General features: G+C 63.2%; 10 protein-coding genes. 3 read left to right on the top strand and 7 right to left on the bottom strand.

Annotation, left to right across the window (positions count from 1 at the left end):
• Positions 1-6 precede the first annotated feature (6 nt).
• The 3 genes from TO66_RS21675 to TO66_RS21665 form a co-directional block, all read right to left on the bottom strand.
• Complete coding sequence (locus TO66_RS21675) at positions 7-1,497, bottom strand: aldehyde dehydrogenase (protein ID WP_044464192.1); 1,491 nt, start codon at positions 1,495-1,497, stop codon at positions 7-9.
• A gap of 265 nt (positions 1,498-1,762) precedes the next feature.
• Positions 1,763-2,686, bottom strand: coding sequence for a fimbrial protein (locus TO66_RS21670; RefSeq protein ID WP_044464191.1), 924 nt, complete (start codon positions 2,684-2,686; stop codon positions 1,763-1,765).
• A 127-nt stretch (positions 2,687-2,813) separates the two neighbouring features.
• On the bottom strand, positions 2,814-3,536 hold the full coding sequence (locus TO66_RS21665; RefSeq protein ID WP_044466123.1) for a molecular chaperone: 723 nt from the start codon (positions 3,534-3,536) through the stop codon (positions 2,814-2,816).
• A 293-nt stretch (positions 3,537-3,829) separates the two neighbouring features.
• Here TO66_RS21665 and TO66_RS21660 point away from each other — a divergent pair, with 293 nt between their 5' ends.
• The 3 genes from TO66_RS21660 (at position 3,830) to prfH (ending at position 6,361) form a co-directional block, all read left to right on the top strand.
• A complete protein-coding gene (locus tag TO66_RS21660; RefSeq protein WP_044464190.1) occupies positions 3,830-4,234 on the top strand; it encodes an MliC family protein in 405 nt (134 codons plus the stop codon).
• A 376-nt stretch (positions 4,235-4,610) separates the two neighbouring features.
• Complete coding sequence (locus TO66_RS21655; RefSeq protein ID WP_044464189.1) at positions 4,611-5,744, top strand: RNA ligase RtcB family protein; 1,134 nt, start codon at positions 4,611-4,613, stop codon at positions 5,742-5,744.
• Positions 5,744-6,361 (top strand): peptide chain release factor H, encoded by a 618-nt coding sequence (gene prfH / locus TO66_RS21650; protein ID WP_044466122.1) that lies wholly within the window; start codon positions 5,744-5,746, stop codon positions 6,359-6,361. The genes TO66_RS21655 and prfH overlap by 1 nt, the downstream gene beginning before the upstream one ends.
• Positions 6,362-6,447: 86 nt before the next feature.
• Here the strand turns inward: prfH and TO66_RS21645 are convergent, their stop codons facing one another.
• The 4 genes from TO66_RS21645 to TO66_RS21630 form a co-directional block, all read right to left on the bottom strand.
• Positions 6,448-7,902 carry a PAS domain-containing methyl-accepting chemotaxis protein gene (locus tag TO66_RS21645; protein WP_409077198.1) on the bottom strand — a complete coding sequence of 485 codons (1,455 nt, stop codon included), beginning with the start codon at positions 7,900-7,902 and terminating at the stop codon, positions 6,448-6,450.
• A 314-nt stretch (positions 7,903-8,216) separates the two neighbouring features.
• Positions 8,217-8,621 (bottom strand): DUF1090 family protein, encoded by a 405-nt coding sequence (locus TO66_RS21640; protein WP_044464187.1) that lies wholly within the window; start codon positions 8,619-8,621, stop codon positions 8,217-8,219.
• Positions 8,622-8,750: 129 nt separating this feature from the next.
• A complete protein-coding gene (locus TO66_RS21635; protein ID WP_044464186.1) occupies positions 8,751-9,416 on the bottom strand; it encodes an HAD family phosphatase in 666 nt (221 codons plus the stop codon).
• 194 nt (positions 9,417-9,610) lie between these two features.
• Positions 9,611-11,017 (bottom strand): saccharopine dehydrogenase NADP-binding domain-containing protein, encoded by a 1,407-nt coding sequence (locus TO66_RS21630; RefSeq protein WP_044464185.1) that lies wholly within the window; start codon positions 11,015-11,017, stop codon positions 9,611-9,613.
• Between the last annotated feature and the right edge of the window lie 610 nt (positions 11,018-11,627).

Below are 11,627 nucleotides of genomic sequence, written 5' to 3'. Positions count from 1 at the left end.
CAGGCGCTACAGCTTGATCAACACCGACTTCAACTCGGTGTAATGCTCGATCGCCGCATGGCCCATCTCCCGGCCCACGCCGGACATCTTGTAGCCACCGAAGGGCAGCGCCGGGTCGAGGGCGCTGTGGCAATTGACCCAGACCGATCCGGACCTGATCCGCGGGATCATCCGGTGCACCGCGGCCAGGTCGTTGGACCACAGGCTCGCGCCAAGGCCGTAGGGGCTGTCGTTGGCCATGCGCAGGGCATCGGCTTCGTCGTCGAACGGTATCGCCACCAGCACCGGGCCGAAGATTTCTTCCTGCACCAGCGGGTGGCGCTGGTCGACATCGACTATCACTGTCGGCTGGACGAAGTAGCCGGGGCCGAACTGCTCGCCACCACAGGCAATGGTGGCGCCGCTCTCGCGGCCCGTCTCGATGTAGCGCCAGACCCGCTCCTGCTGGCGCGCGGATATCAGCGGGCCCATGTCGACGCTGGCGTCCAGGCCGCTGCCGAGCTTCATCGCATTGGCGATGCCGGCGATGTCGGCCACCACTTTGTCGAAGTGCTTGCGCTGCACATACAGCCGCGAGCCGGCGCAGCACACCTGGCCCTGGTTGAAGAAGATCGCGCTGGCGGCCCCGGCCGCGGCGCTGTCCAGGTCGGCATCGGCGAGGACGATGGTCGGCGACTTGCCGCCCAGCTCCAGGGTGACCCGGGTCATGGCGTCCATGGCGACCTTGCCGATCTCCTTGCCCACCGCGGTGGAGCCGGTGAAGGTCAGCTTGTCCACCCGCGGGTTGCGGGTCAGGGCGCTGCCGGCGGTGATCCCGGTGCCGGTGACCACGTTGAACACGCCGGCGGGGTAGCCGGCTTCCTGCACCAGCTCGGCGAGCTTGAGCGCGGTCAGCGGGGTTTCGTCGGCCGGCTTGAGCACCACCGTGCAGCCGGTGGCCAGGGCCGGGCCGAGTTTCCAGCAGGCCAGCAGCAGCGGGAAATTCCAGGCGACGATGGCCCCGACCACGCCCACGGCTTCGCGGCGGATGAAACTGTGAAACTGCGCATCGGGCATCAGCGGCAGCGACACCTCGGGGCTGCTGCCTTCGATCTTGGTCGCCCAGCCGGCCATGTAGCGCAAAAAGTCGATGGCCAGTTGCACGTCCATGGCCTGGGCCACCGCCGCGCTCTTGCCGTTGTTCAGGCACTCCAGTTGCGCCAGCAGTTCGGCGTCGCGTTGCATCAGCTCGGCGAGCTTCCACAGCAGATTCTGCCGTTCCCGCGGGCGGGTGCGGCTCCAGGGCGAATCGTCGAAGGCCTGGCGCGCGGCGAGTACCGCGCGATCGACATCCTCCACCGTGGCGCGCGGCACCACGCACAGCTGCTCGCCCGTGGCCGGGTTGTGCAGGGGCATGGTCTGGCCGTCGGCGGCCTCGACCCAGTCGGCGCCGATCAGCATGCGCGGCGCGCGCCGGATGAACGCGATGGTGGCGGGAAGCAGGGTTGCAATAGCCATGGCGGAACCTCTTGTTGGGCGTGAGGCGAGGGCTTTCGCAAGGCGTGTGCCAGCCTGCCGGGGAAGGCTGCGGCGCCCCTGTTCCGGGGGCGGGCGCTGGCAGGAGAAGGAAGCAGACAGAGGGTGGATGTCGCAATCTGCGACGGTGTTGAGACGCTTTAGCGGAGTCTGGCGGCCTGTGCCGAGGAGGGGCAGTGGATGGCCGGATCGAAGGTATGGCCCCGGGGTCCAGGTCGACCCTCCACCGCAGGTCAGGCGCTAGATGTCATCGGTAATCCAGATACACGGTCATCGCACCGTTTACCGTTCCCGGTTTGGCGACCGTGTCGGTTCTGATGTAGGACGCTTGCATCGGAATGACAAACGAACCCCCTGCCGTCTTACTGTATCCGTCGACCGTTATCGAGGTACCGAGGGACGCCGGAGCGCCCTGGGTGTTTTCGACGCGGATTTTCACGCCGCTCGCGGTCGAACCGCTGGCAAGCGGCAGCACCCCAGGCGAGTTCGCGATCACGCCGCCAACCGGATCGAGGGTATAGCCAATCCGGTTATAACCCTTGGGACAGTCGTTGATCCTGATCTGGAAGTTCTGGGTACCGGCTGTCGAGCCGACGCGGTCCATGAGGTTCATTACGGTCTTGGGTAGTTTCACCGTCTGGCTCGGCACCGAGCAGGTGCCGTCGATCGGAGTGATGGTGCCCATCAGGTAGAACCGCGGGATATAACCTTCTGCCGTTGAGAGAGAGTAGTAATACGGGAATTGGTGGACGCCCGCGAGGGAGCCACCTAGATTGGGTCGACCATCGCCAATCAACTGTAATTCGATTGGCTGGCTGAACTCGATCGAGAACGTTTCAGTTCCGTAGGCTCTGCCATTGATTAAAAAACGGCTCGATATGCCCGAGACATTCGTGGTGATGACTGGCGAGGTTGAGGTATATGCGCCTCCATTTGGGAAGGCGGAAAGGCTTTTAGCTGTGCACTTCAACTGACCGCATATCTGCGAGGGGGTGAAGTATTGTCGAGCCAATATGGTTCCACTGGCCGTGCTCTTCGGGATCGACAACTGTTGCCCGAATGCATCCAGGGCCCTGGCGGACGGTGACAGGGTGAGGGCTATAAGTCCTATCGCAGAAAGTTGGGGAGCGAGGAATATAGTGCGGGGCATTTTTCTTGTTGTGCTCTTCATACCTGTTTCTCTCTGATCGATCTGGAATGGAGATCGTTGACAAAGCATTTGCTTCAGCAGGGATATTCAGCCGATGGCAAGACATTGGATTACGTGACAAACAAAGCACTCCGATCTTTAAACCTGCTCAGCTGGAGAGGTTGCTTGAGTGCTGTATGGACACGCCTTCGTCATTGATGGTCTCGAACTCGATCCTTGTGGTTCCGTTTGGCACCAGAGAATCAGTCCCCTCGACCGCGAATGATTGGCTCGAATAGGGCAGCAGCATTGTTGCGGGCGCCGGATAGGTGTTCGAACCGCTCTTGATGTTCACCGTGGCAAAAGAGATGTGAAACGCTGAGTCATTCCTGACTTCCAGAGTCGGCTTGCCGTTCTTGAGTGCCAGGCGCCATTGCAACTTAGAGGGGGCCTGGTCAACGTCGCCTGGCAAATTGGCGGGCCGGTAAAACAACTTGATGCGCTGGCGCACGGCAATCTGCAGGACGTTCTCGTCCTTCGACTTCTGGGGAACTTCCTGCACGCTCAGCCAGAACACCGACTCCCTGTCCGCTGCCAGCCCCGTTCCTTGATAGAGGACACGCAACCGTTGGCGAGCGTTGCCGTCCAGGCGTTTCAGGGGAGGGGTGATGGCCAGGGGGATATCTTGTTCGGTGCTGGCGCTGAAAGGCTCGATCCAGGACTGGATGATGAAGGAGGCCGATTCGTCATTCTGTACCAGAATGGAGGCTTCTTTCTTCGGTCCGGCCAATACCACGCGGGTTCCATCCAGGGTGATACCGGCATGGGATGGCCCGGTAAGCAACGACAGAAAACCGCCCAGCGCCGCACCCTTGGCAAAGTAATTGTTCATGACGTTTCTCGACAGCGTTGAAAGAGGCATCGAGGCGCTTCTTCTTGGAGTGTTGATAGGCCAGTGCGAGCGGTTGTCCTCTGCGCCTGTCCTGGCTGGGCATAGTAGTGATGCGGGATTTTCTTCGGGATCAGAGGATTCTTAAAACGCTACTGGTCCATCCACGGGCGGGGTGGAAAGGCGCAACCGCGGCGGTCTTGCTCGACCTGCTCCCGGTCCGCTCCTTGTCCAATCCGGCCTGAACTTTCGGGGCATGAGTTCGTCGTAGAGGGGCATTGAACAAGGAGATGTGCATGAAGCTTTCAACCATCCTGGGAACCGCCGCGTTGCTGGCTCCCTTCCTGGCCCAGGCGGCCGCCACCCCGGTCGAGCAGGAACCGCCGGCGTACCAGAGCAGCCTGGCGAATTACCGCTGCGAGGGCGGGGTCGCGGTGCAGGCGGCGTACCTGAATATCGAGAACGGCGCTTCGTTCGCCACCCTCTACTACAAGGGCCAGCTGATTCCGATGCATATCGCCCGTTCCGGTTCCGGCGCGCTGTATGTCGCCGACGACGAGCAGAACAGCTACCGCTGGCATACCAAGGGCGACGCCGGTGTGTTGAGCTTCCTGGAAGCCGACCACACGGCCAAGGAACAGCAACTGTTGAAGGCATGCAAGGAACAGCCGGTCGAGGAACAGCCGCTCCAGGAAAAGTAAGGCCACGGCGGGCTTTAGGACCTGCCTGATGGCCACCGCCGGTCTGTGCACTTATAGTGCTCCGCGCTCGCCCACAAAAGGGGGCACCCCGGCATCGCCGGGGTGCCGGGCGGGCTCCTGGCCAGCCGCCGCGGGCCCTGCTCGATAAAAAACGCCGCAGCCATTGTCAGAAAGTTTCGGCGCGATTAATCTGCGCGCCCATTCCCGCACTTCAACCCACACTTCAGCAGAGGAGATCCACCATGAAATACCCGATCGCTTTCTGCAGGACGTGCCTGGTTTAAACGCTGCATCCGCTGTTTTTCAGCCCTTCGCTTTAACCCGGATCCGACCTGCCATTCCCTGACTTTTATTTTTCTCCAATCAGGAATTGGACATGGGCAATTGCATCCGCACTGTGTCGGCCGGCGTATCACTGGTCGCCTCCGACAGCACCTGGATCGAAGATCAAGCGATCCAGCAACTTCAAACGACGGCAAGACTCGAGGGCATGCAACGCGTGGTCGGCATGCCGGACCTGCACCCGGGCCGGGGGTATCCGGTGGGCGCGGCGTTCTTCTCCACCACGACCCTCTACCCGGCGCTGGTCGGCAACGATATCGGCTGCGGCATGGCGCTGTGGCAGACCGACATCGCCAGCGCCAGGCTGAACCTGGACAAGCTCGAAAAGAAAATCGGCAACATCGACACCGCGCTGGACGAGCACTGGCAGGAGGACCTGGCGCAACTGGGCTTCGCCGCCACCGGCCACGAACCGGCCCTGGGCACCATTGGCGGCGGCAACCACTTTGCCGAGCTGCAACAGATCGACCAGGTTCACTGCGACGAACTCATGGACAGCCTGCAACTGGACCGCAAAGCACTCCTGCTGCTGGTGCACAGCGGTTCGCGCGGGTTGGGCGAGGCCATTCTGCGGCGTCACGTCGACCGCTATGGCCATGCCGGCATCGCGGCCGACAGCGAAGCGGGGATCGACTACCTGCAACGGCATGACGAAGCCCTGCGCTTCGCGCAAGCCAACCGGCGGCTGATCGCCGAGCGCCTCCTGGCGAACCTGCGCGCGCGCGGGCACGCGGCCCTGGATATCGACCACAACCTGGTCTCGCCGGCGACCGTCGACGGCGTTGCGGGCTGGATCCACCGCAAAGGCGCGACCCCCTCCGACCGGGGCGTGGTCGTCATCCCGGGCTCCCGGGGCGACTACAGCTACCTGGTGCAACCCGTGCCGCAGGCCGCCAGCCTCTACTCGCTGGCCCATGGCGCCGGCCGCAAATGGCTTCGCGGCGACTGCAAGGGCCGCCTGGCTGCGCGCTTCAGCTTCGACCAGCTCAAGCGCACGGCCCTGGGCAGCCGGGTGGTCTGCGAAGACCGGGCGCTCATGTACGAGGAGGCCCCCGAGGCCTACAAGAGCATCGACAGCGTGGTCGGCAGCCTGCTCGAAGCCGGCCTGGTCAGGCTGATCGCCCGCCTCAAGCCGGTCCTGACCTACAAGCGCCGGGGGTGCTGTTGATGATTCTGTTGCAACTGTCGTCGGCGCAAGGGCCGGCGGAATGTGAACTGGCGGTGGCCAAGGCCTGGCAACGCCTCGACCTTGAAGCCGAGGCGGAGCAGGTGAGGATCAGTCTCGTCGAAAGCGAGCCCGGGGCCCGTCGGGGCAGCTACAAATCGCTGTTGCTCGGCCTGGACGGCGAGCGTGCGCAAAGCCTGGCCCGGCGCTGGAGCGGGACGCTGTTGTGGGTCTGCAAGAGCCCTTGTCGGCCGGGGCACAAACGCAAGAACTGGTTCTTCGCCGGCCAGGTCTTCACGGCGCCGCAGCAGCGCTGGGACAGTGAGGTGCGGTTTGAAACCATGCGCGCCTCCGGTCCCGGCGGGCAGCATGTCAACACCACCGATTCGGCGGTGCGCGCGACCCACCTGGCCAGCGGCATCAGCGTCAAGGTGCAGTCCGAACGCAGCCAGCACGACAACCGGCGCATGGCGCTGCTGCTGATCGAGCAGCGCCTCGCCGCCCTCGAGCAGGCGGCGCAGAGCGACTTGCGCCTGCAACGTCGCGACTTCCACCATGGCGTTGAACGCGGCAATCCTCAGCGGTCCTTCATCGGCACCGGTTTCATGCCTCAACCTTGAACCCCGCAACAGGAAAACGGCGCTGGCCCGGGAAGGGCCAGCGCCGTTTTTTTTGCCCTGGATGCCGGGCACGCAGCGCCTCGCCGCTAGCGGTTGAAGCGCTCCACCAACGAGTACTGGGTGGTCGCGGTCTGGGTCAGTTCTTTGCTCAGTTCGGCCGAATGGTGGGCCTGTTCCGAGGTCTGGTCGGCCAGTTGGGCGATGGTGCTGATATTGCGGCTGATCTCCTCGGCCACCGCGCTTTGCTCTTCGGTGGCGGCGGCGATCTGGGTGGTCATGTCGGTGATGTTGGCCACCGCCTCGCTGATCCCCAGCAGCGCCTGGTCCGCCTCCAGCACCCGGGCCACGCCTTCCTCGGCCTGGCGCTGGCCGTTTTCCATGCTGTGCACGGCGTTCTGCGAAGAGGTCTGCAACTGGGTGATCAACTCGTGGATCTGCTGGGTGGATTGCGCGGTGCGCTGGGCCAGCTGGCGCACCTCGTCGGCCACCACGGCGAAGCCGCGGCCCATGTCCCCGGCGCGGGCCGCCTCGATGGCGGCGTTGAGCGCCAGCAGGTTGGTCTGGTCGGCGATGCCCTTGATCACATCGACCACGGTGCCGATCTCGCTGCTGTCCCGGGCCAGTTGCGCCACGTTCTGCCCGGTTTCGCCGACCACCGCCGACAGGCGCTCGATGGCCTCGCGGGTATCGCGCGCCACTTCGCGCCCGCGGCCGGTCAGCTGGTTGGCCGCCTGGGTGGCGTCGGCGGTGCGCTGCACGTGGCTGGCAACTTCCTGGGTGGTGGCGGCCATCTGGTTGACGGCGGCGGACACCTGCTCGGTTTCCACGCGCTGGCGGTCCAGGCCGCGGGAGCTGTCGCTGGCCAGGGTATCGGAGCGGCTGGCCAGGGCGTTGAGTTGCTCGGCGCTGTCCTGCAGGCGGGTGAGGCAGGTCTTCAAGCGCGCGTCCTGGCTGACGAAGGCGGTTTCCAGGCAGGCCTGGGCGCCCTGGGCATCGCTGTACATCTGCGCGATCAGCGGATCGCAGGTGGACGGATCGGCGAGTTGCAGCAGTTGCCGCGCCGCCTTGCCCTGGCGCTGCGTCGCCAGCAGGCCCAGGGGCACGGAAAGCCCGGCGGCCACCGCCAGCGCCAGGGGCGGCGCCAGCCAGAGGCCGCTCAGGCAACCGGCCAGGCCGGCGACCAGCGACGGCGCCCAGCCCAGCAGGGCCGGTTGCCAGCGATGCCGGCGGGGGATGGCGGGCTGCTGGGCGTTGAGGCGCCGGTACAGGTCCTGGGCGCGGCGGATCTGCTCGGCCGTGGGTTTGACCCGTACCGACTCGTAGCCGACGATCTTGCTGCCCTCGAAAATCGGCGTGACGTAGGCGTTGACCCAGTAATGGTCGCCGTTCTTCGAGCGGTTCTTGACGATGCCCATCCATGGCTGGCCCTGTTTCAGCGCGGCCCACATGTGGGCGAATACCGCGGGCGGTACATCGGGATGGCGGACGATATTCTGGGGCGCACCGATCAGGTCGTCGCGGTCGAAACCGCTGATGTCCACGAAGGCATCGTTGCAGTAGCTGATGACGCCGCGGGCGTCGGTGGTGGAGATGAGTTTCTGGTGTGTTCCCAAAGCCACTTCACGTTGTGTTACGGGCTGATTGTTTCTCATTTCCAGATTGCTCCTTGTGTCCTTTCAAGCCATCGGCACCGCTCAGAACAATCTTAGTCAGTTTTATGAAAATTCCTTGCATAACAATTAGTTGCATTCCCATTTGCGAGGAATTCCGAATACGCCCGAGCGGCTGGCGCAGGTCGTTGAATCGGCTGGGAAAATCGGCTGGCGGAGAGGCGGTGTGGCAGGCGCGACGGGATTCAGCGCTCGTGGGCGCCGAGGGCGTATTGCAGGACTTGCAAGGCGTGGGTCAGCCGCGCCTTGCGTTTGCCGATGATGCTCGGATCGCCATAGTCGCGCGCCGCGTCCAGCTCCATCTGCCGCAACAGCACCTGGTATTCGGCCTGGCGCAGCGGTGGGTTGTGCTCGAAATGCAGGCCGTCGCAATAGCGGCTGAGGGGTTCGAGCACCCGTTGCAGGCCGGCCAGCTGCTGGTATTGCGGCTCGGCCAGGAGCTGTTCCAGGCTGCCCTTGATCGCCTCGCCCCGGGCCAGGCAACTGCTCGTCGCTTCCGGCAGGGCGGGTTCGGGGATGTCCTGGGCGTGGGCCGGGCTGCTCGCGAAGCCAAGCAGGGCCAATAGAGGCAGGGAGATGAGGGCGTTCATGAAGGTCCTTGAAACGACGGTCAGGCGGGGCGCTATCTTCAAGAGCCAAAGCGCGCCGGACCATCAGACACAACTGAAAAGCCTCGGGTTATTTCTGAGTCGCCCGCCCAGGACGGGCGTGTCGCCGGGTTAGCGTGGGCCGAGCATCCGCTCGATCACCGCCCACAGCCGTGGATCGTCGAAGTCCTCGATCACCAGATGGGCGCCGGCGGCCAGCAGCGCCTCGGGGCTCTGGCTGGTGGCCAGGCCGACGGTGAAGACCCCGGCGCCCACCGCGGCGGTGAGGCCGGGAATCGAGTCCTCGAAGGCGATCCCGGCCTCGGGCAGGGCGCCGAGGCATTCGAGGCCGGTGAGGTAGGGCAGTGGGTCGGGCTTGGCCCGGGGCAGTTCCTCGGCCACCAGCACCGTGGCGAATCGCTCACGCAGGCCCAGCACGTCCAGCATGTGCTCGGCGTTGGCCCGCGGCGCATTGGTCACCACACAGACGCCGATCGCCTGCGCCTGGGCGAAGTCCAGCAGGCGCAGCAGGCCCGGCATCGGCGTCAGTCGTGGCGACAGCTGGCGAAAGCGCGCCTCCTTGCGATCGGCGAAGGCCTCGTGCTCGGCCACCGAGCGTTCGGGGAACAGGTAGCGGCACATGGCGGCATTGGCCTGGCCGCTGACATGGGCCTCGAACGCTTCGCGGGTGAACACCCGGCCCTCTTCCTCCAGCAGCAGTTGCTGCAAGGCCAGCAGGTGCAATTGGTCGGTGTCGGTCAGGGTGCCGTCGAGATCGAAAAGCAGGGCGTCGAGCATGGCGCGGTTCCTCTCGGCCCATCAGGGCCGGTGGCTGAAGCGGTTAAGCCGGGCATCGTAGCAGCTGCCGGGGGGACGCTACAGCCTTTGTCGAGGGATTGGCGTGGCAACGGTGGGGGAAGAGGGCGGGGCGGCGCACGCTGCCCGGGCTGGAATGTTTTCCAGCCCAGACAGATCAGGGGAGGGAGGTTTTTCTAGACCAGGAAGTTATTGAATTGCCAGACGTCGCTCGGGTCGTTGCGGGCAAAGGTGCCCGGATCGTTCTGGACCGGGTTCCAGTCGGAGAAAAAGCCTTGCAGCCCGCCCAGGTAAGGCGCGGCATAGGCGAGCACCTCTTGATAGTCCATGTCCTCGGCTTCGACCATGCCCGCATCCGGATGATTCAGGGCCCACAGATAACCGGCCAGGACACCCGCTGCGACTTGCAGGGTGGTCGCGGTGTTCAACGGCGCCAACGCCCTGGCTTGCTCGATGGAGAGCGTCGAGCCGAACCAGTAGCAACTTTTGCGGTGCCCCATCAGCAGCACGCCCAGATGGTCCGCGCCGCTGGCGATCTCTTCTGATTTCAACACGCGTTTGAGCGCCGGGTCCTGGCGGCTTTTACCCAGCCATTCCAGGAGGGAAAGAATCGCGTTGTCGCAGGGCCTGTAGGCGTAGTGGACGGTGGGGCGATAGGTTTCGTCGGTGAACGTACCGGTGAGGAAGTCGGCTATGGAAATCGCCTCGTTATGGGTGACCAGGAAGCCCAGGGTTTCCTGGTCGTGCGGCGTCCATGTCTTCACCTGCACCGTCGCCCCGGGTTTGCCGATGTAGATGGCGGCCTTGCTTCCGGACTCATGTTCGAAGCCCTGCTCGGGAAGGGATTTTTCATGGGAGCCCCAGCCTAGCTCCGCAGGCTGTTGCGCTTCGCTGATGAAACCATTGACCGACCAGGTGTTGACGAACTCGCCCCGGGCCTTGGGCTCGACGGCGACCTGGGAATCGTATTCGGCGATATGGATCACTTTCACCCCCAGTTCCTTGCTGGTGCGCGCCCAGTCTTCGCGGCACTGCGGGGGAGTGAAACCCGGGATGAGGTCGTTGCCCAGGTTCACCAGGGCCTGTTTCACGAGGTGCGAGACCAGGCCGGGATTGGCGCCATGCGCCACCACCGCCGTCGGCCCGCCGCCAAGGCGTTTTTTCAGTTTCAGCATGCACTCGCGCAGGTGGTAGTTGGTGCGTTGGGCCATGGGCTGCGCGGGATCGCTGTAGCCACCCGGCCAGGGTTCGATGCAGGTGTCCAGGTACAGGGCGCCGGCCTGGTGACAGAGCTCGATGAGGTCGAGGCTCGAGACGTCCGTCGACAGATTGATGACGAAGCAGTCCCGCTCGACGAGGGGCGTAAGCATGTCCCGGAGGTTGTTCGGGTCGAGGCGGGCCTGGATGAAATTCAGGTGGTACTCGCTCTGGAAGAACTCCTGGCGCGGTGGGCGCAACGGATCGATGGCGATCAGCTCGATCCTGGCCAGATCATGAGTTTGGTCCAGCAGTGCGACGAACGATTCCGCTATGGAACCAAAGCCGACAAAGATGATTTTTCCGGGCGCAATAAGGGCATTCATTCGCAGGCTTCCTTGCCGATGCTGTGTTTATTTTTAATAGACAGGCGTTCTTGGAATGTTGTCAATAGTTAAACTAGTCGAATGGCGATAAATAAACGTTAGAACGTTGCTGGTGATTGGTCGGGCAAAAATTCACGAAATGGTTAATTAGTTTTTCGTAACTAATAAGCTGCCATGAAGTCGTGAAAAGTTTCGAAAATGTAGCGCAAATGTATCCGCTTTCGCTGTTCGAGAAAAATTCTTGACAGGGTAAATATATTGATCTTTTATGGGGTCCTGAACTTTTCAGGTAAGTCCCAAGTTCAGCGATGCAAAGGATGCATCGTTATTGCCAGGTGCCGTACTGCACCGTACCCATAAGGATATGTGTATGTTCTTGACCCTCTTCGTCCCCGCTATTCATTACCTTTGCGAGACCGCTCCGACCACGAGTCCATAGCGCGGTCATCGGCTTTCCCGTCGCTCCTGCCTGGCGTCCGGCCTCTTCTGTTGGTGGATGTTGTAACGCATGGCTCGACGGTTGGCGGGGCTCGCCCGTTATCACTGTTGCTTTCAACGCGTCATGTAGTGGCGTTTGAAATTTAATATTCCATTAGAACTTATTTTGGGG

This window comes from Pseudomonas sp. MRSN 12121, from assembly GCF_000931465.1.
Lineage (GTDB): Bacteria > Pseudomonadota > Gammaproteobacteria > Pseudomonadales > Pseudomonadaceae > Aquipseudomonas.
This window is presented reverse-complemented; position numbering and strand designations above follow the sequence as displayed.